We start from the raw sequence: 19,456 nt of genomic DNA on the forward strand, positions 1-19,456 counted from the left end.
TCAAGACTGACTGGTCATTTCAAAATGTCTTCTTACGTATCGTACCCCATTTTCAAGATTTTAACTTACAGTTTTTTCAAAGTGGGGAAATGATTCATGGGACTTTTGGCGTAATTTTGAACGATGTCTGTCGAACATTAAGATACCCTAATTGGTATCAAAACTCAAGTGGCGCAGTAAAAATTTGAAAAATGAATAAAAATTCAGAAAATATGGGACTTTCGTCTTGAAGACACCTTGAAAATAGTTTGAGCACATTTTTCTTGTAAGCGGTTAATAAGGGCGAAGGAGGTGAGACAGATGGCAACTTACGAAGAAGTGGCGACGATGTTTTATTTGGACACTCGTCGACTCGTGGATGGGAAAGAGAAGAAGCAGCTCGTTCGCTACGGACCGCTCGGCGGTCAAATGGATGAGGCGTTGATGCGGCAGTTCGGAGATTTACTGACGGCACTCATCGATGTCGAATCCGTCAATTACGTCGTCGCTAAAGAATCGATCGTGTATTAACACGGAGGACTTATGCAAAACCTCACTCGTACCGGCACCGACATTTGGCATGATGAGCAGGTGGTCACATGAGTTGGCCCGAACTCATCTCGAATCTCGGGTTCCCGATCGTCGTTTCGCTCTATTTGCTTCATCGAATCGAGACGAAACTCGATCGGATGATCCAGCTCCTCGAGCGCATGGATGATTCGACCTTATCAGAAACCTAATCCCCCATTGAAAGGAGCCATCCCCCTATGGCTGTCTTAACGGAAAAGAAAGCGACACTCGTCTTGACGACGCACCACGACATTGAAACGGCAAAACCGACGAAAAAAGCACAACGGTTCGGTCCAGTCCGTGCCGACCTCACGGCCGATACGGTCAACGCGTTCGGTCGTCTCTTGATCGATTTAGTGATTCAAGAAGACGCAGACCTCGGCATCATCCGCGAATACGATTTAGTCTAACCCATACCCTAAGGAGGACATAACCCATGACTGACACAAAACTTGAAATCTCATTTTTAGACGCATTCCATAAGGTCGTTCGTTTCCGTCTCAACAACGTGAAACAACCCGTCGACTCACAAAAAATCGAAGCATTGGCGGACTTCATGGTCGCCAACGACCCACTCGCGAAAAACGTGATGGAATGGACGGAAATCAAAATGATTGAAGGCACGCAGACAGTATTGAGTGCAAAATAATCTGTTGGCTGGCGACTCTTGCAATTGGGGTCGCCTTTTTTAAGTTTGGTCAATCCCCTTCACTATTTTCAGAAAATTGTCGATAGTATAGGAAACACTGCATGATTGAGAGGGGAATACATAGATGGCATGGAAATCAATCTGGTCTAAGACACTCAGTCGGATCAAACGAAAACCGACATGGACGTGGAAACCGACGCTCAAACGAAAACGTGGAGAGAAGCGTGAACGCACGACATCTTTCGGGGCGAACGTCGGCAAGAACTTGACGATTCGTCAAAAATTGTGGGGACTCGTCATCATCTCACTCGTGATGGTCATTGGCGTCGGTGGGTATGCACTATTTTCGATGAACGACGCGAACCGTCAAGCGGACGATATCGTCAACAACTGGAACAAAGGGCTCGACTATGCCCATGAACTGAACACGCTCGCAGCGAACTATCGCACGCTCGAACTTGATCACATCGTGACAGAGGATGCAACGCAAAAAGAAGAATTGATGACGCAAATGAAAGAGATTCGGGATGAAATCAATACGATTGCGCCGAAGTATGAAGAAAGAGCCGTGAATGAAGAGGACAAAGAACTCTTCCATAACTTCTCACGTCAATGGGAGATGTATCAACGTGTCTCGGACAACATGTTAACGTTCAGCTCGACCGGAAACACGGGCATGGCACGATCATATTATGATGCTCAGTCGCAAGCGACGTATGACAACTTCACTCAAAAACTTAGTGACCTGGTCGCATACAACTCAGAAGGGTCGCAACGTGTCGGACAGGACATGGAGCGTGAGTTCATGCAGTCACTCATGGCGCTCATCGCCGTGACGGTCGGAGCCGTAGTCATTCTATTATTCCTCGGACTCAGTTTGTTACGCTCGATTATCCGACCGATGCAGACGCTCCAGACCCGATTTGATGAGCTTGCGACGCAAGGCGGCGATTTGACGATGACAATCCCGGTGACGTCGAACGATGAGATTGCCCAAGTCAGTCGCTCGTTCAATACGTTCCTCGGGACACTGCGCGAAATTATGATTGATGTCGATGAGACGGCAAAAGTCGTCCTGTCCTCTTCAAAAGACGTATCTGCAGAAGTGACGCGACTCAGTCACTATATGGAAGAAACATCTGGAACGGTCGAAGAATTGACGGCCGGCATGGAAGAAACGGCAGCTTCTTCGCAAGAGATGAGCGCCTCGACGACCGAGATGGGTAGCTCGATTGATTCCATCGTCGACTTATCCAACGATAGTGCTGAAACGGCGACACGTGTCGAGACACGCGCGCACGAAATGCGTGAACAGGCTGTCGTCTCGAAGACGGAGGCCGTGACGATTATCGAGAAGAAACAAGTTGAACTCGCGGAAGCGATCAAGGGAGCGCAGTCTGTCGAAGAGATTCGCGTCTTGACGACGGCCATTCTCGCCATTGCCGATCAGACGAACTTGCTCGCATTGAACGCATCGATTGAAGCGGCACGAGCGGGTGAAGCGGGTCGTGGGTTTGCGGTCGTCGCTTCTGAAATTCGTAAACTTGCAGAAAACTCACGTCAGACGGTGAACGAGATTCGTGACGTATCAAACACGGTCATCGATTCGGTCGAGCGCCTCAACACGAGTTCGGCTGACATGCTGACGTTCTTGAACACGAAAGTCATGGCCGATTACGATCGTCTCGAAGAGGCTGCGACGCAGTATGAACAAGACGCAACGGTGTTCGGCGAGACGGCGAAAACGTTCGAAGGCAATGCGCTTCAACTCCGACATATGACGGACAACATTCTCGGCGTCATTCAAGAAGTGGCGACGACCGTGACAGAAGGCGCGGACGGAACGCAGTCGATCTCAGAGAAAGTTCAACTTTCGGTCGAACGCTTCAATGATGTCCAGGCGAAGATGAGTGAGACGGAAAAACGCGCGAGCGAACTATCGAATCGCGTCGCTCAATTTAAACTATAAGCAGTAATCAGAACCAGGCGTATGTCTGGTTCTTTTTTTGCTGTCTTTTCGAAAGGTAGGTCAATGCATTTATGAATTTCAAATTGTTGGTACAAATTAGGGTGTGATGTCCGATATAGAAAAGGCAGTACTTAAACAAAAAGAGAAAAAGAGGTGGAAGAGGAGAAGACTCCTCGTAAGTCGTGAAAACAGTATTCAACAAATGGACGTTGTCCAAAAAAATTATGGCGAGCATCGGATTGCTCCTCATCTTGACGTTCGTCGGGATGGGATACAACCTTTGGACGCTTGAACGCATGACGAGTCAGTATGAGCAGATGATCTCAAACGATGTCATGAAAATGAAAGCGGCAGACGATTTGGCGCTCGGAATGGTACGTCAAGCATATGGGGTCCGTGGCTATGTCTTGGTTCAGGATGATGAACGCAAACAACAAATCATCCAAGGTGGAGAAGAGAAGAAAACGGCCATCGAATCGTTGATTGGACTGGCAGACAATGAAACGGAACGTAACGAGTTTGAAGCATTGCTTGAATATGCGACGGGCTATGATGCGCTCGCGACACAAGCAATCACCGCCATCGATGAGAATGACCAAGAGGCAATCGACCGCTTGACGCTCCGTCTCATGCCGGACGTCACGAAGTCGATCTCGTCGACAGGAGAGGCACTTCAAGCCGAAACGGAGAAAGACATGTTGGCGATGCAAACCAAACTCCAACAGGCGGGCGAGCGTGCTTTCTTGTATTCAATTGTCATCGCCATTGTGAGTGTTGTGTTGATGGTGGGGGCAGGATACGCCATCAGTCGAATGGTGACGGCTCCGCTACGCTTTTTAGCGAAAGAAGTGGCTGTGGTCGCAGAAGGTGATCTGACACGTGCAGACCTAGAGGCACTCACACAAGATGAAATCGGACAGTTGATGACCGGCTTCAACCGAATGAAAGGAAACTTGCGCGAATTGATTGACCGTGTCACACAAAACGCACAAGAAATCACAGCACAATCTGAAGAGCTGTATGCGAGCACAGAAGAGATGGCGTCACAGACGGAAGAGACGACTCGCCTCATCGACCGGGTCGTGGAAGAAACGGTCGCCCAGGCGAAAGAAGCGAGTGGATCAGCCCGCGCTGTGGCAGCTGCAGACGAAGGCATCGGTCAAATCGCCGGTTCAATCGGTTTGATTGATGATGATGTGTCACAAAGTTTGAAACTCGCTGAAGAAGGCGGGGCGACGATGACGCAGGCAAAAGACGAAGTACGTGCACTTGAGCGGGAGACACGTCTCACCGGGGAATCGATTTCGGCCTTGAAACAACAGTCGGATGAGATCGCCCTCATCACAGAAGTCATCCAATCGATTACCGACCAGACGAACTTGTTGGCGCTGAATGCAGCCATCGAAGCGGCACGTGCCGGTGAACAAGGAAAAGGATTCGCGGTCGTCGCAGAAGAAGTGCGTAAACTCGCGGAGCAGTCGAAACAATCGGCGACACAAATCGCTGGGCTGATTGAGTCGATTCAGGCGCAATCGAATGCCGTCCTCGACCAACACGTCGTCAGTGCGAAGCGTGTCGAAACGAATTCAAAGTTACTTGAACAAGCGACACGTGCGTTCGAACAGATTGTCCGTCAACTCGAGACGTCGGTCGATAACACGTCGCACATCCGCATCGCGTCAAGCGAGATTGCGAAGACGACGAAGCAAGTCGCAACATCCTCTCTACACATGTCACAAGACAGTGAAGCGATGGCTGAAACGATGCGTTCGGTCGGAGAAACTTCTGACGCACAGCTTGCGATGATTCAAGAATTGAACGGCGTCGCCGAGTCACTCGGAAATATGACGAGCGACTTACAGACATTGATTGGAAAGTTCACGACATGATGTGAGGGAAATCTTGTCTCTTCGGAGTCAGGATTTTTTTCATTCACATCGAGACGATTCATGAGATGAAAAGTAGGGAAATGAGAACAGGGTAAACGAAAAAAAGGGAGTGGGTCACATGAAATATACGGTCATTACAGGAGCAAGTTCAGGAATTGGCTATGAGACAGCGAAGCTGCTCGCTGAAAAAGGGAAGTCACTCGTCCTCGTCGCAAGACGGAAAGATGAGCTCGAATCGCTGCGAGATGAAATCAAGTCGATCTCGTCAGATAGTGACGTCATCATTAAATCGACGGACCTCTCATACAGTGAGAACGTATACGGTCTATATGAATCACTCGCCGACCTCGATATCGAGACGTGGATCAACAATGCCGGGTTCGGAGACGCAGACCTCATCAAAGATGTCGATTTAGGCAAGATTGAGAATATGATTCGCCTGAATATTGAGGCGCTCACGGTCTTGTCGAGCCTATACGTCCGCGACTACCATGATGTTGAAGGGGCCCAACTGTTGAACGTGTCTTCCGTCGGTGGCTATCGCATCGTGCCAAACTCGGTCACGTATTGTGCGACGAAGTTTTACGTGAGTGCTTATACGGAAGGGCTCGCACAAGAATTGATGAATAGTGGCGCGAAGCTTAGGGCGAAAGTGCTCGCACCGGCCGCGACCGAGACGAGCTTTGCCGACCGAGCGCGCGATACGGAAGGATTCGACTATAGTGAGAACGTGGCGAAGTATCATACGGCACGCGAAATGGCTGAGTTCTTGTATGACCTTCTCGAAGGGGATGAAGTCGTCGGGATTGTCGACCCAGAGGACTATTCGTTCAGTTTACGTGGACCGATTAAACCGTACGCTGGATAACCTAAAAAATCACGCCACTGTGTGGCGTGATTTTTTCATGACATCGGGACGGTGTAGCCACCTGTGAAGCGGTGTGTCAGACGGCGTGTCCAATAACGCATCCGGAGACGCAATACATAAAACTGTGACGTGTTCGGGAGAATGACGTTGTTCACATAGTCGGCGAACATGTGGCGGAACGTCCGGTCTTCACTGCGATCGTAAGTCGCACTCCACATCCCGTGGTTCTCGACTTCGAGGAGCATCCAAATCATCTCTTCGGTGAGCGGGTCCTCGTCTTCAAGTCCGGCGGAGAGGGAAGCGAAACGTTGACTGCAGATGGCGGCATATAGAGAGTGGGCATGCGAGTCATGCGGATTGGCCGTCAAATAGCCGCTCGCCGTTTTCATCAGTTCGTCCACCATCTCGATTGGAATATCGTCATATACTTGGAAAAACTCGAGAAGCATCGGGACGGTATCCGGTCCGAGTCCGGCAAGGCGGACGTAATGCATGACGTGAAGGCCGGCCTCTCCGTAGAACTTCCGCTCGAAGTAATGAATGGCGATGGCACGGTGCATGAGCGGAACGTCAGGATAGCGTTCGACACCTCGGAGGAAATGCTGCTCCGCCTCGAACGTGAAGCCCGTATCTTCGCTGACGATCCCGTTCAGCATGTGAAGGATGAAATGGTCACCTCGTTCACTTGCTCGATCGAGCCACTCCTTTGCCTTTGCGGTGTTCCCTTCACGAATATACGGATAGGCGCGCATCGCAGGAAAGAATGGATCTTCTGGGAAAGCCGTCTCGCCACGTGTCGCAAGTGCCGTAATCGCTTCTGTGTTATACGCATCTGTTAATTCTGCGAGGAGCATCATCTCAAGAAACGTGCGTTGGAAGTCTGGGCTGTGTAAATCGATGGTGTGTGTCATGTGATCTCCTCCTCACGAATATAGGTGTGGCTTTATTATACTTGTTCTCGAAACGTGGGAGTAGCATCTTTTCGAAAAACGGGAAATGAAGAATAAGGCATGAAAAGGAGGGGATGATATGGCGACGTTCACGGGTTATATCGCAGAAGTGATGGAAAGGAAGATTCGTGTCGCTCCGTCACGAGAGGCAGAACCATTCGACGGCATCGTGTTTCATTTAGAGGAACCATTTCCTGAAGAAACACCACTTCTTGTCGGTCAATATGTAAGAGTCGAGCACGATGAACAGATGACGCGTTCTCTGCCGCCGCAGACGACGGCGTATCGCATCGATGTGTTATGATGAGGACGAGGTGAACCATATGGGACAACGTAACTTTTTGTGGCTCGGGGCGGTGATCGGCTTCAGTGCCCTCGTCGTCTGGTTATTGCAAGACGCGTTGCCGTTTTGGGCGTTATCGATCTTGCTCCTCGGACTCGGAGCGGTGCTCGGTAATCTGCAACGACGATTCACGCGAGACAAATGACAAGCACACCATCACTCGGATGGTGTGCTTGTGTCGTTTTCTTCAACATTTTCTTCTTCCATTACATCTTCTTCCGTGGCTGGGTCGTCCTCGACGCTGGAGTCGTCTTCACCATCTGGTTCAAGTGTGGTCGGCTCCTCTGGCTCAACTGGCTCTTCAGGTTCGACCGGCTCCTCTGGCTCAGTAGGCACTTCTGGTTCTGTCACCGGAGGGTCATCCTCGATCGGCTCTTCCGTTTCCGGTGGATCAACTGGTTCTGCTGGCTCTGTAGGTGGTTCTGTTGGTTCTTCAGGTGTCACCTCAGGAGTAGCCGGTTCGGTTTCTTCTTCGACGTTCTCTTCAGCAGGTGCTTCCGGTTCAGTCGCTGGCGGTAGTTCAGGCTGCGTCTCTGGAACGCTTGGGGCTTCCGGGATGACGGCGGGTTCTTCTGTCAAATCAGGTCGGATCGGCTCGACCGGTGCGAGTTCGACCGGCGGTGGTGCGGCTACGTCTGAATCGATCAACGTGCGGAGATCTCGTTCGAATAAGGCGGTCGGTAAGGCAATCCCTCGTAAATGAATCGCGACGACCCGACCGGATGCTGAGAGGAGGGGGCTACCATACGCATAACGTGGCAATTCAAAGTTTCGGATGTAGCCGTTCTCTGCGAATGTGACCGTACCATTCATGCGTTCCTTCATGGTCAATGTGATAAGGTTTTCATCTTCTGCGGCGATAGCTTGCGTCAGCAAGAACGGGGTTTTGTCGGTTTCTTCGATGCGAATAACGGCAATCAAACTCGTACGACCGACGACTGTTCCGGAGACGGCCTGTCCGTCATGGTACATGATGATGTTCGTCAAGCCGGCTACGTTCGAGGCCGCAGTGACAACGTCCTGGGAACTGACCAAAAAGCCGGTCCCATAACTGACGCTAAAGAGACTGTCTTGTAACGTATCGAAATCGGCGGTCGTCGCTTCGTCAGCAGAAACGGTATCCTCACCAACTGGTAAGTCGACCTGATCGGCGAGCGAGTCAGTCGAACGCAACATATCCGTGAAATAGGCGTTTCCAATAAAGGCGGCAAAAGCAATGAGTGCAATGGCGAGCGGGGTGACGAGTAACCAAATTGTGCGACGTGAGCGGCGGCCACACGTCGGACAGACCGTTTTCGATCGTGTCTTCTTTCCGCAGTGGGGACAAGTCACGGGGGCACCTTCTTTCTGTAAAGTTCGATGTTATGCTTATTCCTTCAATTGGAAAGAGGTAAACAAATATTTTAGGAGGCTTCTCCAATCGAACGTACGTGGTAAAATCGTCAAAAGCGCAGGGGGAGATTCAATGAAATTCATCATCTTATTTGGTCCGCAAGCCGTCGGTAAAATGACCGTCGGACAGGCACTCGCCGACCGGACCGGGCTCAAGTTATTCCATAACCATATGACGATCGATCTCGTCGGCCCGTTCTTCAATTACGGGACGGCAGAAGGGAAACGACTCGTCCAACTGTTTCGGCAAGAGCTGTTCGAGTCGGTCGCGAAAAGTGATCTGCCCGGTATGATTTTCACATTCGTCTGGGCGTTTGATATGCAGGAAGATTGGGACTACGTGAGAAAAGTGACGGATTTGTTCGAATCACATGGGGCGGATATCTACTACGTCGAGCTCGAGGCAGAGATGGAGGAGCGGCTCGCGCGCAATACGACCGAAAATCGTCTCACCCATAAACCGTCGAAGCGTGACATCGCTTGGTCAGAGGCGGAATTGAAACAGACGGCGACGATGTATCGCTTGAACTCGCGTCCAGGGGAATTGGATGTCGAGCATTATGTCCGTATCGATAACACCCATTTAAGTCCTGAAGAGACAGCGGCACAGATTCAACGAGCGTTTGACCTATGAAAAAGCGGGTCCCCAACAAGGGAACCCGCTTTTATCATGCCCACCAATCGGGGCGCTGATAGTCGACCAACACCTGTTTTTCGAGGAGGCGTGGCACAAGGTAAGAGGTGATGCTCGGAAGATGATCGTCGAGGTCGGCCGGATGGACCATCACTTCGATGGACCCTCCAGGTTCGATGGCATCGAGCGTCGCATGGGAGACACCATCTGCGTAAAATTGATCACTGAACCGTTCGGTCACCCACAAGTCTCGGCGCGACCCGAGCGTCGTTAAGGCCCGAAACGTCGTGTCATATTCTTCGGCGAGACGAATGATGACGTCATGCAGGACCGGCCAGCCGTGAACGTGGTGATGACTGTCGAGATGGTCGAGCGGGAGACCTGTCGCGAGAAACGCCTCGATTTGGGCTTTCCACTCGAGATAGACGAGCTCCGGGTCAGGTGGTGTCTCAGTCAAAAAACGGCTCGTGTAGCGGAACGTGCCGTCTTCTTTTGTAAGGGGTGCACTCGTGTCGGCGAGCGGTTTGCCCCATGACAAGACGAGATGGACACCGACGCGAAGCGATGGATACTGTTTCGCGAGTCGGACGGCTTCCTCGACGGCATACCCGTTCATAATCATTGTCGCCGAATTCACGATTCCATTCAGATGACTCTCCAAGGTGCCGGCGTTCACACCAGTCGTCAATCCAAAATCATCCGCGTTGACGAGGACGAACGTTTTAGGCATTGACGAGACCGAGTGCCTGATCAAGGACGAGGTCACCTTTCATCATCCCGTACGCCATATTGTCAATAACCGCGACCGGTACGTCGACGGACGACTTGATCTTCCCTTCAAGGTAACGAACTTGTGGTCCGATCAAGATGACGTCGACGTTCGTCTGTTCTTTCAAACGAGACTCGGGGATGGCGTCAATGGACGCGTCGATTCCGCGGTTCGCAGCTTCTTTTCGCATTTTTTCCACTAAGATCGATGTCGACATACCTGCCGAGCAGACGAGTAAGATGTTCATGTTGTTTCCTCCAATCGATTCAAACGGGTGATCATGTCAATCATTTCGACAGCGAGTTCTTTCACCGTCATCGCCGTCATGAGATGGTCTTGGGCATGGACGAGGAGGACGCTCATATCGCTCGTCGCCCCTCGCGCTTCTTCTTGTAACAGTTCGGTCTGAAGTTTATGTGCTTCTAGAAAAGCCGCATCAGCTTCTTTTAATTTGGCTGTCGCCTCATCCGCTTCACCGCGTTTTGCCGCAGCGATGGCTTCGAATGCCGACGAACGGGCATTGCCGGCGTGCAGAATAATCATAAATGAGAGTTCTTGGATTGTTTCGGTTTTCACGAAATCTTTTCTCCTTCCTCAGTTGCAGCTTTGTTTTTGTTGATTTCAGCTGTCATCGCTCTTGCTCCTGCCATGACGAATGGGATATACATCGCAGTCGCAATCGACAAGTTGACGATTTGTAGCAGGACACCACGGACGCTACCGCCAGTGACCAAATATCCGCTGATGATCGGTGGTGTCGTCCAAGGAACGATGGCGACCGTCTTCGGAACCATCCCTGTTGAGAGGGCGACGTAAGAGACAATCGTGAGTGTCACCGGCACTAAAATGAACGGGACGAGCATGATCGGGTTCAAGACGATTGGAAGACCGAAGATGACCGGTTCGTTGATGTTAAAGAGACTGGCTGGTGTCGAGAGTTTTGCCACTTGGTGATATGGGTGATTCCGTTGTTTCCGCACGACGATGAAGATCGCGAGCAAGAGCGCGAACGTCGTACCGGATCCACCCATGAAGACGAATGCATCCAAGAACGGTTTTGTGACCGTGTATGGGACATCAAACGCTGATGTTCCTGCTTGGAAAGCTGCCAAGTTCTGTTCGATGAGTGGAAGATAAACCGGTTCAATGACCGCACCGATAATGTTTGTACCGTGAAGCCCGAAGAACCAAAGGATGTGATTCAAGAATGCGATGACAAGGGCAGCTGGAAGCGAATCTCCGAAACCTTGGAGCGGTTGTTGAATCGCTTTGAAGATGACTTCAAACACACTGAGTTCGACGACGAGCGTCATGAAAAGTTGGAATCCTGCGACGACTGTCAAGATAATCATCGATGGGATGAGCGCTTGGAACGAACGCGTGACCCCACCAGGTACTCCTTCTGGCATCTTGATTGTCAATTTCGTATTGATGAGATAGCGGAACATTTCCGTGACGGCAATCGACACGATGATGGCAACAAAGAGCCCTTGGGCACCGAGCCATGCGAAGTTGAGACCCCAGTCGGCAGTGACCGGTACGAGCATGATGTATGAGGCGAGCGACAAAATCCCCGCCGCAAGTCCGTCAATCCCGTACGAACGGGCCAAGTTATACCCAATTGAGAAAGCGATCAGTAGACCGAGTATGGCGAACGAAGCGTTCCAGATGCTTCCGCCGAGTCCTTGCCAATTCCCTTCGCCGAACATGTTGTTCATCGAGCCGACGAAGTCGAGCGAGAGACTGCCGATGTTGACAGCAGGGAAGTTGTTAATGAGGACGGCGAGCGACCCGACGATGATGAGTGGCATGACGGAAACGAACCCGTCACGGATGGCGACTAAGTGCCTTTGGGACCCGATACGTCCCGCGATTTCAATAAACTTGTTCATGAATAGACCTCCTTCTTAAATTGGGGTAGGTACGCCTCGTGCGCTGTGAACAGCTCCTTGAGAAGCGGATCGATCCGTTTCTCGTCTTGGATGAGCGGGTTCATGAGGCAGGCAAGGTAGGCGTCCTCGTAAGAACCGGATACAGCCGCCTGAATGGCGAGCTGTTCAAACGTTTTTAAGTTCGTAATGAGTCCACGAATCGGGAGCGGTAATGACCCGATTGAGATCGGACGTGGGCCAGACTTCGTGATGACGGCGTTTACTTCGATGACCGCGTCGTCTGGTAAGTCCCGAATTGTGCCGTTGTTGAGCGTGTTGACCGTCTGGATGTCGCCACGGTCATTGTGAATCGAGTCCATCAAATTGCAGGCGGCGTCTGAATAGTAGGCGCCTCCACGTTTTTCAAGCTCTTCCGGTTTGACGGCGAGGTCGACGTCTTTATATTTCTCGAACAACTGCGCCTCGACTTGTTGAACGACTTCGGCACGGGTGCCGTTTTGTTCGTACGCCTCGAGGTCTTTTTTCAACACGTCTTTCGTCTGGAAATAATACTGGTGATACGGGTTTGGTAACATGCCGAGTGACGATAAGAACGATTCGCTCCATCCGAGACCGACGATGTTCGCTGGCGAGTAATCGTTCCCAGCGTTGAGCGAGGCAAGGACGTCACCCGTCCGATCCACGCCGTCGACCCAGACGTGACGACCGAAGACGAAATGGTTCAATCCGATAAATTCAATCGCGACTCGTTCGACCGGCGTCTCGAGAATCTCTGCGACCGAGTTTCGCATGTTGAACGGGATGTTGCAGACACCGATGACCTTCTTATGAGATGAGTGCTTGAGTACGGCCTCGGTGACGATGCCCGCCGGATTGGTGAAATTGACGAGCCAGGCGTCCGGACAAATCTCGGCGACTTCATTGGCCAAGTCGATTAAGACGGGGATTGTGCGGAACGCTTTGAATAATCCACCTGCGCCGTTCGTCTCTTGTCCGATGAAGCCATGCTTGAGCGGGATGCGTTCATCGAGCGCACGTGCCTTAAGTCCGCCGACCCGAATCTGTGTCGAAACAAAATCTGCGCCGACGAGCGCGGCTTTTCGGTCGAGCGTCCAACTGAGTGCGATCTCGGCATTTGCCTTCTCAATCATCCGTTTTGTGAGACGACCGACAATCTCTAGTTTCTCCCTCCCTTCTTCGATATCGACGAGCACGATCTCCCGAACGGGGAACGATGCTTGCCGATCAATCAATCCTTCGATGATTTCCGGGGTGTAACTAGACCCACCGCCGATGATGACGACCTTGACTGCCATGGTGTCAACTCCTCCTTTTGAAAGCGATTTCTTTTTGTTGTAACAAATATAACAAATAGTACAACTTTCGGCAATATAAAAATACAAATAATACAATTAGTTTTTTGTATTTGCAATTGTATGCTTGCTGTATCACAATAAAGGAACCAACCTAACGTAAAGGAGATGGAGATATGTCGCAATCGACGCTCCAAACCGCAATCAAGGATGAATTGTTGTCCCGCATCAAAAGTGGGCATTATAAAGAAGGGGAGAAATTTCCGACCGAGTACGCGCTTTGCGAGGAGTTCGATGTGAGCCGAACGACGGTGCGTGGCGCCCTCAATCAGTTGACGACGGAAGGGTATTTGGTCCGTCAACAAGGTCGCGGCACGTTCGTCGCCGGAAAGAAAGTACAACAGACGTTGTCGTATACACCGAACAACTATGCGGCCCAGCTTGCTGTTCAAGGAAAGCGTGGTCAGGTCGCGTTGATCGACATCTCCGTCATCTCGGCGTCCGGTCAAATCGCTTCGGTATTCGAAGCAGAAGACAATGCGCCGATTCAAAAAATTGAGCGGATTCGTCATGCGGACGGGGAACCGACACAGTATGAGGTCTCATTCATCCCGTGGAAGATTGCACCGGGGATCACGAAAGAACAGGCGGAGCATTCGCTTTTCCGAACACTCGCTGAAGTCCACGATGTCCATGTCGCGAAGACGACGGAGGCATTGGAGATTGCCCTTGCTGACGAGAAGGTGAGTACCCTCCTCAACTGCCCACTCGGGTCACCATGTTTCCATATCGAGACGGTGACAGAGGATGAGTCGGGACGAGCGATTGAATATTCACGTTCGTACTTCCGTGGGGACAAGACGAGCTTCGTCATCGAACGGAATTATAACTAACAAAAGCGCTCGACCGTTTCGTATGGAAACGTTCGGGCGCTTTGTTTGTTTCACCTGTAACGAAAAGAATCATGGTCATTTTGGTCTGAGATGATTATGTTTTGAAAGAAATAATTTAGAAGAGGAGTGGAAGATAAGAAAAGAGAAATTGATATTACGAATAGATATTACGAATAGATATCTCTTCGATGTCCAATTTCTAGAATAAGAATGATAATATTTTCATCTTGGATATCAGCGATTAAGCGATAATCTCCGATACGATAGCGCCATTCACCAGAGTGATTTCCAACTAAGCCCTTTCCATGACGTCGTGGATCATCAGTACCAACTAAATTTTTCTTAATCCATGCCATAATGATTTTTGATTGCTGTGGATCCATTTTCTTTAGCTTCTTTTGAGCGCTGTGCTCGAACAAGACTTGATAAGTCTTCATTCAGCATTCAATTCCTTCATCATATCGTCAAATGAGATGGCTTCAGGTTGTTTTTTATGGGCTTTCATTGCTTCGTGATAAAGTTTCAAATCAAGCTCATCTTCTATCCGTTCCAAAACGGCGTCTCTGACAAGTGTAGACAAGGTTAAATTTTTTGTTTTTGCATACTCTCGAATAAGTCTTGCATCTTCTTCATCTAAGCGAACTGAAATAGTTCCCATAAAATCGCCTCCCTTTGTATTACATTGTATTACAAAAAGGTGGATTTGTACAGTGAGTAACAGAGTACGTTTGAATGATTTTGCATTCTTGACCACCTCATCCTCTCTTTTTTGTACACTAGAACCAGGAGGCGAGAGAAGCATGTCAATCATTGAATTCAAAGATGTGAGTCATCAAGACATCCTGCACCATGTGTCCGGGACGTTTCGGGAAGGGCGAATCACGACGTTCGTCGGACCGAGCGGCGCCGGCAAGACGACGTGTCTGAAGCATATCAATGGATTGCTTTCACCAGACACAGGCACGATTCTTTTCAAAGGGGAAGACATCGCGGAGATGAACATCCTCGAGCTACGAAAAAAAATCGGGATGGCGTTCCAAAGCGCGCCGATGATTCAAGGGACAGTGTACGACAACTTGAATCTTCCGAAAGCCATCTTCGACGAGACACTCGACCGCGACCGGGCTGCCGAGTTGCTCCATCGCGTCGATTTGAGTGAGGCACTCCTTGACCAACCCGTCAAATCACTGTCGGGCGGGGAACGAAGTCGGGTCGCCATCGCCCGTACACTCGTCAATAAACCCGACGTGCTCTTGCTCGATGAAATCACGGCGAGTCTCGATTATCGGACGGTGAAAGAAATCGAGCGACTCATCCGAAAACTGCAACAATCGTATGGCGTGACCGTCATCTGGATCACCCATGACTTAGACCAGGCGCGGCGGGTGAGTGACGACATGTGGTTCTTGAAAGACGGGGAACTGCTTGCGTATGGGGACGCATCGTTCATTGATGAATCGGACGATCCGGTCATCCAACAATTCGTCAGGGGGGAAGATTGATGTCATACATTGAACTCGCGACAGCGCTCATCTTCGTAGTCATCCCGCTTGCCTTGACGCTCGTCCTACGACTCGGACTCGAGCGAGATATTATCATTGCGACCGTCCGTTCCATCATTCAACTGCTGATCATCGGCTATATTTTGACGTTCGTCTTTGAGAGCGACAGTCCGATTTTCATGCTGTTGATGATCTTACTCATGATTGTCGCCGCGACACAGAATATCCGACGGAAAGGGGACGGGATTCCGGGTATCATGTGGATCATCGTCCTGACGCTCGTGACGATCGAAGCGCTGACGATGGGTCTCATGCTCGGGCTCGGCATTATCCCGTTTGAACCGGAGAAGGTCATTCCAATCAGCGGGATGGTCATCGGGAACAGCATGGTGTTGTCGCTGCTCTTCCTGAATAAGTTTAAAGACGAGGTCGAGCGGAGTGATGACGTCATCGAACTCATCCTCTCGCTAGGCGGGACACCGAAAGTGGCCATCGACCGCAGCTTGAAGAATGCGATTCGCACGAGCATGATTCCGACCGTGGAGGCACAAAAGACGATGGGGCTCGTCCAGCTACCGGGAATGATGAGTGGTCTCATCATCGGTGGGGCTGATCCGATGGAAGCGGTGCTGTACCAACTCTTGATTCTGTTCTTGATTTTGACGACTGCTTCCATCTCGGCGACACTCGTTGGTTACTTGGCGTATCCACGCCTGTTTAACGAGAAGATGCAGTATATCGGATTGACCTATCGGAAGGGGAAATGAAGCATGATCACAGGGATTCATCATGTACAGCTCACGATTCCAACTGGAGCGGAACGAGAGGCGAAGTCGTTCTACTGCGACTTTCTCGGTTTACGTGAAATTGAGAAACCGGACTCACTGAAAGGGCGCGGTGGATTTTGGCTTCAAGTCGGCGACCGTTCCGTTCATGTCGGGACTGAGGACGGCGTCGAACGACAGAAGACGAAAGCACACATCGCGTATGCTGTGACAGATTTAGGTCATTGGAAGGCGGCCCTCACAGAAAACGAGATTGTATACTCTGAAGGCATCCCAATCCCAGGATTCGATCGATTCGAGTTCCGGGATCCGTTCGGCAATCGGGTCGAAATGATTCAAGCACTTTGACGAAAGGGAGTATCCTACGCGGATGCTCCCTTTGTCGTTCTTCAAGAAATACCGAACAGGCGAGTCACGTGCTCCCATTCGGACGGATAGGCGTTACTCCCATGATGCTCGTGAATGAGTGTCCCGTTCGTGTATACGCTAAGGCTCCACTGCGTACCGTCTAGCGTGCGAACCCCTTCCAGTTCTTCGAAAACGGTTGGCCACCAATTCGTTCCAAGCAGATGAAACGCGACACGCATCTGTTTCGCTTCCTCGCCCTCATAGTATTCGAATTCAAAGGGCTCGGTGATGGATCGGTCGGACCGCTCGATGTGACGAAGGACGGTGCCCCTCTCAAAAAAGGTGATCGTACTCACATCATACGTGCCGAACCCACCGACGCGGAAGATGACCTCGACCATCGATTCTTGAGTACGACGGACTGCCTGTAGGGCGCGCTTTTGGAGCGGATGTTCGACGAAAGAAGGGGGGATGTGATAAAGGGCGCGAAACGTTTTGTCTTTCATGAAACTTCAACCTTTCTCGGACATAAGATGCCCCGAGTATAGCGGAATCTTCCGGACGAGGGAGACAAAATAAAGTGCAAGGTACGAAAAAAGCACCTCCTGAGGAGATGCTTCAAGGTTAATACACTTCGTACGTTTGTCCAGTCTGCGCGCCTTCGACACTCTTCACATAGGCGAGGGCGACCCGTTCACCCGGTACCGCCTCGTAACCACGGAAATAAGGACCATACGCATCGAGTGCTTCAACGAGGACGTTCGGACTGACCTTGTTGATGCGGATGCCCCGTGGCATCTCAATCGCCGCACCGGTCACGAATCCTTTGATGGCCCCGTTCGCGAGTGCCGCCGATGCGCCTTCTTTGATGGGGTCGTCCATCAAAATCCCGCTCGTCAGTGTAAAGCTACCACCATCGTTCACATAATCGAGCCCGAGAAGGACGAGGTTGACCTGTCCTTTGACTAAATCAGGCGAGAATTCTCCCTCCTCTAAGCGTCTCGGAGCGAAGCCCGGCGTAGGTGGGGGATGAATCGCCCGGTCCAAAACTCTTCTCTCCCTGTGACAGATATAACGAACAAAAGTTCGTGATTCCGTCAGATTCGTCCTCCCCCTCCACGGGTATCGGACGAGGAGGACACATCACGATCTTCTGGAGGGAGGAGGGACGGACATGCTGAAAGGCTATAAATACAGGCTCCACCCGACGCCTGCACAGGCCGAGTTCCTGGTCCGGACGATCGGCTGCGCCCGGTTCATCTACAACAAGCTGCTCGAGGACCGGATCGCCATCCGCGAGGAGGCGAAAACGGGGAGCGGAACGAGACGGAAACCGGCGACACCCGCCTCCTACAAGCCCCTCTTCCCGTTCCTCGCCGAGTCGGACAGCCTCGCGCTCGCGAACGCGAAGCTGAACCTCGACAACGCGTTCGCGAAGTTCTTCGCCGGGACGGGCGGCTTCCCGGTGTTCAAATCGAGACGGCGGTCGCGCGCCTCCTACACGACGAACAACCAGCATGGCACGATCCGCATCGAGGCGGGCAAGGTCCGTCTGCCGAAGGTCGGGTTCGTGCGGTTCACACAACATCGCCCGTTCGAGGGCGTCATCCGGTCGGCGACGGTGTCGATGACCAAGACAGGCAAGTTCTTTGTCTCCCTCCTTGTCGAACAGGACGATGAACCATGGATCCCAGCCGAGAACAAGGTCGGGATTGATCTTGGCCTGGAGCACTTCGCCGTCATGACGAACGACGCGATGGTCTCGGAGAAGATTGACAACCCCCGACTCCTCCGGAAGTCCGAAGCAAAGGTCAAGAAGGCGCAGCGAGCTTTGTCACGAAAGAAGATCGGAAGCAAGAATCGTGAAAAAGCCAAGTTACTTTTGGCCAAGAAACACGAAAAGATCGCCAACCAACGCAAGGACTTCCTTCACAAACTGTCGAGACGGATCGTTGACGAGAATCAAGTCATCGTCGTGGAGACATTGAAGTCGAAGGACATGATGCAAAACCACAAGGTCGCCAAATCGATTGCAGATGTCAGTTGGTACGAGTTCGTCCGTCAACTCGAGTACAAATCAAACTTCTACGGACGGACGCTCATCAAGGCGGATCAATGGTTCGCATCGACTCAAATCTGCTCCACTTGCGGCGTAAAAGGCGAGAAGAAGGCGATGGATGTCCGTGAATGGACGTGCACTCATTGCGGTGTTCATCATGACCGTGACATCAACGCGAGCATCAACCTGTTGATGTTGGCCGACTGACAATCCTTCAGGGCAGGGACTGCCCAACGAGCTTGGTCCATAACCGTGGCTGGTGAGAGCACGGTCTTCCCAAGAAGCTTCCACTTCAATTTGCGAAGCAAATAAGTGGCGAGTAGTTCACTCTTGCTGTCGATACTCTTCTGATTATCCGCTGGTGTCATCTCGGAAAGTGGACCGAAATGCGTGCTGCCCGCCGTGCTGATGACCGCGTCGACGCGCCCGACCGTCTCATACATCTGGCGGATGCTGTCTTCTGAGGTGAGGTCGACTTGCACGTCCGCCCCGTTACGCCCAGCCCGGATGATTGTATGTGTTTTCTCCAACTCTTTTGCGACGGCCTGACCGACCGTACCGCTTGCCCCAACGAGTAAAATTTTCATAAAGAAACTGCCCCTTTCGTCACGCTGAGATTCCATTTCAGAGTAGCGGATGGCGAGGACGTTCG

The 19,456-nt window shown here is 51.2% G+C and carries 26 protein-coding genes and 1 pseudogene; 15 read left to right on the forward strand and 12 right to left on the reverse strand.

What is annotated here, in order from left to right:
- Nucleotides 1-300 precede the first annotated feature (300 nt).
- The 7 genes from AC5LIL_RS03220 to AC5LIL_RS03250 all read left to right on the forward strand — a co-directional run bounded on the left by AC5LIL_RS03220 (nt 301) and on the right by AC5LIL_RS03250 (nt 5,924).
- Nucleotides 301-510 (forward strand): hypothetical protein, encoded by a 210-nt coding sequence (locus tag AC5LIL_RS03220; protein ID WP_214784309.1) that lies wholly within the window; start codon nt 301-303, stop codon nt 508-510.
- A 68-nt stretch (nt 511-578) separates the two neighbouring features.
- Nucleotides 579-719, forward strand: a complete 141-nt coding sequence (locus AC5LIL_RS03225) for a YvrJ family protein (RefSeq protein WP_214694127.1) — start codon at nt 579-581, stop codon at nt 717-719.
- A gap of 27 nt (nt 720-746) precedes the next feature.
- Entirely contained in the window at nt 747-959 is a 213-nt protein-coding gene (locus tag AC5LIL_RS03230; RefSeq protein WP_074036277.1) for a hypothetical protein, read from the forward strand.
- Between the two features lie 26 nt (nt 960-985).
- Nucleotides 986-1,198 (forward strand): DUF2922 family protein, encoded by a 213-nt coding sequence (locus tag AC5LIL_RS03235; RefSeq protein ID WP_074036279.1) that lies wholly within the window; start codon nt 986-988, stop codon nt 1,196-1,198.
- Nucleotides 1,199-1,322: 124 nt separating this feature from the next.
- Entirely contained in the window at nt 1,323-3,167 is a 1,845-nt protein-coding gene (locus AC5LIL_RS03240) for a methyl-accepting chemotaxis protein (RefSeq protein ID WP_499824881.1), read from the forward strand.
- 182 nt (nt 3,168-3,349) lie between these two features.
- Nucleotides 3,350-5,056, forward strand: a complete 1,707-nt coding sequence (locus AC5LIL_RS03245) for a methyl-accepting chemotaxis protein (protein ID WP_499824882.1) — start codon at nt 3,350-3,352, stop codon at nt 5,054-5,056.
- A gap of 118 nt (nt 5,057-5,174) precedes the next feature.
- A complete protein-coding gene (locus AC5LIL_RS03250) occupies nt 5,175-5,924 on the forward strand; it encodes an SDR family NAD(P)-dependent oxidoreductase (RefSeq protein ID WP_214744286.1) in 750 nt (249 codons plus the stop codon).
- Between the two features lie 35 nt (nt 5,925-5,959).
- Here AC5LIL_RS03250 and AC5LIL_RS03255 read toward each other — a convergent pair whose 3' ends face one another.
- Nucleotides 5,960-6,835 (reverse strand): tetratricopeptide repeat protein, encoded by an 876-nt coding sequence (locus tag AC5LIL_RS03255; protein ID WP_214759628.1) that lies wholly within the window; start codon nt 6,833-6,835, stop codon nt 5,960-5,962.
- 118 nt (nt 6,836-6,953) lie between these two features.
- Between AC5LIL_RS03255 and AC5LIL_RS03260 the strand changes: the two genes are divergently transcribed.
- Nucleotides 6,954-7,178 (forward strand): hypothetical protein, encoded by a 225-nt coding sequence (locus tag AC5LIL_RS03260; RefSeq protein ID WP_499824883.1) that lies wholly within the window; start codon nt 6,954-6,956, stop codon nt 7,176-7,178.
- Between the two features lie 19 nt (nt 7,179-7,197).
- Nucleotides 7,198-7,362: a hypothetical protein gene (locus AC5LIL_RS03265; RefSeq protein ID WP_214816856.1), complete on the forward strand. Its 165-nt coding sequence runs from the start codon at nt 7,198-7,200 to the stop codon at nt 7,360-7,362.
- A gap of 11 nt (nt 7,363-7,373) precedes the next feature.
- On the opposite strand, the gene AC5LIL_RS03270 is transcribed toward AC5LIL_RS03265, so the two are convergent.
- Nucleotides 7,374-8,549, reverse strand: a complete 1,176-nt coding sequence (locus AC5LIL_RS03270) for a hypothetical protein (RefSeq protein ID WP_499824884.1) — start codon at nt 8,547-8,549, stop codon at nt 7,374-7,376.
- 133 nt (nt 8,550-8,682) lie between these two features.
- Here AC5LIL_RS03270 and AC5LIL_RS03275 point away from each other — a divergent pair, with 133 nt between their 5' ends.
- Nucleotides 8,683-9,243, forward strand: a complete 561-nt coding sequence (locus AC5LIL_RS03275; protein ID WP_499824885.1) for an AAA family ATPase — start codon at nt 8,683-8,685, stop codon at nt 9,241-9,243.
- 34 nt (nt 9,244-9,277) lie between these two features.
- Here the strand turns inward: AC5LIL_RS03275 and AC5LIL_RS03280 are convergent, their stop codons facing one another.
- From AC5LIL_RS03280 to AC5LIL_RS03300, 5 genes are read right to left on the reverse strand one after another with little or no spacing between them, the layout of a single operon-like run.
- The gene (locus AC5LIL_RS03280; RefSeq protein WP_499824886.1) at nt 9,278-9,997 is read right to left on the reverse strand and encodes a carbohydrate deacetylase; all 720 of its coding nucleotides are present in this window, start codon (nt 9,995-9,997) and stop codon (nt 9,278-9,280) included.
- Complete coding sequence (locus AC5LIL_RS03285) at nt 9,966-10,259, reverse strand: PTS sugar transporter subunit IIB (RefSeq protein ID WP_214694114.1); 294 nt, start codon at nt 10,257-10,259, stop codon at nt 9,966-9,968. Before AC5LIL_RS03285 ends, AC5LIL_RS03280 begins: the two co-directional genes overlap by 32 nt.
- On the reverse strand, nt 10,256-10,555 hold the full coding sequence (locus tag AC5LIL_RS03290) for a PTS sugar transporter subunit IIA (protein WP_224862777.1): 300 nt from the start codon (nt 10,553-10,555) through the stop codon (nt 10,256-10,258). Before AC5LIL_RS03290 ends, AC5LIL_RS03285 begins: the two co-directional genes overlap by 4 nt.
- Before the next feature lie 29 nt (nt 10,556-10,584).
- Entirely contained in the window at nt 10,585-11,904 is a 1,320-nt protein-coding gene (locus AC5LIL_RS03295; RefSeq protein WP_499824887.1) for a PTS sugar transporter subunit IIC, read from the reverse strand.
- Complete coding sequence (locus tag AC5LIL_RS03300) at nt 11,901-13,220, reverse strand: 6-phospho-beta-glucosidase (RefSeq protein ID WP_499824888.1); 1,320 nt, start codon at nt 13,218-13,220, stop codon at nt 11,901-11,903. The genes AC5LIL_RS03295 and AC5LIL_RS03300 overlap by 4 nt, the downstream gene beginning before the upstream one ends.
- A gap of 173 nt (nt 13,221-13,393) precedes the next feature.
- On the opposite strand from AC5LIL_RS03300, the gene AC5LIL_RS03305 reads away from it, so the two are divergent.
- Nucleotides 13,394-14,110, forward strand: coding sequence for a GntR family transcriptional regulator (locus AC5LIL_RS03305; RefSeq protein ID WP_214694104.1), 717 nt, complete (start codon nt 13,394-13,396; stop codon nt 14,108-14,110).
- A 167-nt stretch (nt 14,111-14,277) separates the two neighbouring features.
- Here AC5LIL_RS03305 and AC5LIL_RS03310 read toward each other — a convergent pair whose 3' ends face one another.
- Both AC5LIL_RS03310 and relB read right to left on the reverse strand, forming a co-directional pair.
- Nucleotides 14,278-14,547, reverse strand: coding sequence for a type II toxin-antitoxin system RelE family toxin (locus tag AC5LIL_RS03310; protein ID WP_499824889.1), 270 nt, complete (start codon nt 14,545-14,547; stop codon nt 14,278-14,280).
- Nucleotides 14,544-14,768, reverse strand: a complete 225-nt coding sequence (gene relB / locus AC5LIL_RS03315; protein ID WP_498388111.1) for a type II toxin-antitoxin system RelB family antitoxin — start codon at nt 14,766-14,768, stop codon at nt 14,544-14,546. The genes AC5LIL_RS03310 and relB overlap by 4 nt, the downstream gene beginning before the upstream one ends.
- A 142-nt stretch (nt 14,769-14,910) precedes the next feature.
- Here relB and AC5LIL_RS03320 point away from each other — a divergent pair, with 142 nt between their 5' ends.
- The 3 genes from AC5LIL_RS03320 to AC5LIL_RS03330 are packed head-to-tail and all read left to right on the forward strand — an operon-like array spanning nt 14,911 to nt 16,745.
- Complete coding sequence (locus AC5LIL_RS03320; protein WP_074036296.1) at nt 14,911-15,612, forward strand: ABC transporter ATP-binding protein; 702 nt, start codon at nt 14,911-14,913, stop codon at nt 15,610-15,612.
- Nucleotides 15,612-16,379 (forward strand): ABC transporter permease, encoded by a 768-nt coding sequence (locus AC5LIL_RS03325; protein WP_074035973.1) that lies wholly within the window; start codon nt 15,612-15,614, stop codon nt 16,377-16,379. Before AC5LIL_RS03320 ends, AC5LIL_RS03325 begins: the two co-directional genes overlap by 1 nt.
- A gap of 3 nt (nt 16,380-16,382) precedes the next feature.
- Entirely contained in the window at nt 16,383-16,745 is a 363-nt protein-coding gene (locus AC5LIL_RS03330) for a VOC family protein (protein ID WP_499824890.1), read from the forward strand.
- A gap of 41 nt (nt 16,746-16,786) precedes the next feature.
- Here AC5LIL_RS03330 and AC5LIL_RS03335 read toward each other — a convergent pair whose 3' ends face one another.
- A complete protein-coding gene (locus tag AC5LIL_RS03335; protein ID WP_499824891.1) occupies nt 16,787-17,251 on the reverse strand; it encodes a hypothetical protein in 465 nt (154 codons plus the stop codon).
- Nucleotides 17,252-17,369: 118 nt separating this feature from the next.
- Nucleotides 17,370-17,711, reverse strand: a pseudogene (locus AC5LIL_RS03340) (short chain dehydrogenase); the annotation flags it as partial.
- 208 nt (nt 17,712-17,919) lie between these two features.
- Here AC5LIL_RS03340 and tnpB point away from each other — a divergent pair.
- Complete coding sequence (gene tnpB, locus AC5LIL_RS03345; RefSeq protein WP_499824892.1) at nt 17,920-19,011, forward strand: IS200/IS605 family element RNA-guided endonuclease TnpB; 1,092 nt, start codon at nt 17,920-17,922, stop codon at nt 19,009-19,011.
- Here tnpB and AC5LIL_RS03350 read toward each other — a convergent pair.
- Nucleotides 18,960-19,391 (reverse strand): NAD-dependent epimerase/dehydratase family protein, encoded by a 432-nt coding sequence (locus tag AC5LIL_RS03350; RefSeq protein ID WP_499824893.1) that lies wholly within the window; start codon nt 19,389-19,391, stop codon nt 18,960-18,962. The two genes, tnpB and AC5LIL_RS03350, sit on opposite strands and share 52 nt — an antisense overlap.
- Nucleotides 19,392-19,456: the final 65 nt, after the last annotated feature.

Source organism: Exiguobacterium sp. RM11, from assembly GCF_059821525.1.

Coding starts and splice junctions, on each gene's coding strand:
- AC5LIL_RS03220 (WP_214784309.1), top strand. CDS start 301: ATGGCAACTTACGAAGAAGTGGCGACGATGTTTTATTTGGACACTCGT.
- AC5LIL_RS03225 (WP_214694127.1), top strand. CDS start 579: ATGAGTTGGCCCGAACTCATCTCGAATCTCGGGTTCCCGATCGTCGTT.
- AC5LIL_RS03230 (WP_074036277.1), top strand. CDS start 747: ATGGCTGTCTTAACGGAAAAGAAAGCGACACTCGTCTTGACGACGCAC.
- AC5LIL_RS03235 (WP_074036279.1), top strand. CDS start 986: ATGACTGACACAAAACTTGAAATCTCATTTTTAGACGCATTCCATAAG.
- AC5LIL_RS03240 (WP_499824881.1), top strand. CDS start 1,323: ATGGCATGGAAATCAATCTGGTCTAAGACACTCAGTCGGATCAAACGA.
- AC5LIL_RS03250 (WP_214744286.1), top strand. CDS start 5,175: ATGAAATATACGGTCATTACAGGAGCAAGTTCAGGAATTGGCTATGAG.
- AC5LIL_RS03255 (WP_214759628.1), bottom strand. CDS start 6,835: ATGACACACACCATCGATTTACACAGCCCAGACTTCCAACGCACGTTT.
- AC5LIL_RS03260 (WP_499824883.1), top strand. CDS start 6,954: ATGGCGACGTTCACGGGTTATATCGCAGAAGTGATGGAAAGGAAGATT.
- AC5LIL_RS03265 (WP_214816856.1), top strand. CDS start 7,198: ATGGGACAACGTAACTTTTTGTGGCTCGGGGCGGTGATCGGCTTCAGT.
- AC5LIL_RS03275 (WP_499824885.1), top strand. CDS start 8,683: ATGAAATTCATCATCTTATTTGGTCCGCAAGCCGTCGGTAAAATGACC.
- AC5LIL_RS03285 (WP_214694114.1), bottom strand. CDS start 10,259: ATGAACATCTTACTCGTCTGCTCGGCAGGTATGTCGACATCGATCTTA.
- AC5LIL_RS03290 (WP_224862777.1), bottom strand. CDS start 10,555: ATGATTATTCTGCACGCCGGCAATGCCCGTTCGTCGGCATTCGAAGCC.
- AC5LIL_RS03295 (WP_499824887.1), bottom strand. CDS start 11,904: ATGAACAAGTTTATTGAAATCGCGGGACGTATCGGGTCCCAAAGGCAC.
- AC5LIL_RS03300 (WP_499824888.1), bottom strand. CDS start 13,220: ATGGCAGTCAAGGTCGTCATCATCGGCGGTGGGTCTAGTTACACCCCG.
- AC5LIL_RS03305 (WP_214694104.1), top strand. CDS start 13,394: ATGTCGCAATCGACGCTCCAAACCGCAATCAAGGATGAATTGTTGTCC.
- AC5LIL_RS03310 (WP_499824889.1), bottom strand. CDS start 14,547: ATGAAGACTTATCAAGTCTTGTTCGAGCACAGCGCTCAAAAGAAGCTA.
- relB (WP_498388111.1), bottom strand. CDS start 14,768: ATGGGAACTATTTCAGTTCGCTTAGATGAAGAAGATGCAAGACTTATT.
- AC5LIL_RS03320 (WP_074036296.1), top strand. CDS start 14,911: ATGTCAATCATTGAATTCAAAGATGTGAGTCATCAAGACATCCTGCAC.
- AC5LIL_RS03325 (WP_074035973.1), top strand. CDS start 15,612: ATGTCATACATTGAACTCGCGACAGCGCTCATCTTCGTAGTCATCCCG.
- AC5LIL_RS03330 (WP_499824890.1), top strand. CDS start 16,383: ATGATCACAGGGATTCATCATGTACAGCTCACGATTCCAACTGGAGCG.
- AC5LIL_RS03335 (WP_499824891.1), bottom strand. CDS start 17,251: ATGAAAGACAAAACGTTTCGCGCCCTTTATCACATCCCCCCTTCTTTC.
- tnpB (WP_499824892.1), top strand. CDS start 17,920: ATGCTGAAAGGCTATAAATACAGGCTCCACCCGACGCCTGCACAGGCC.
- AC5LIL_RS03350 (WP_499824893.1), bottom strand. CDS start 19,391: ATGAAAATTTTACTCGTTGGGGCAAGCGGTACGGTCGGTCAGGCCGTC.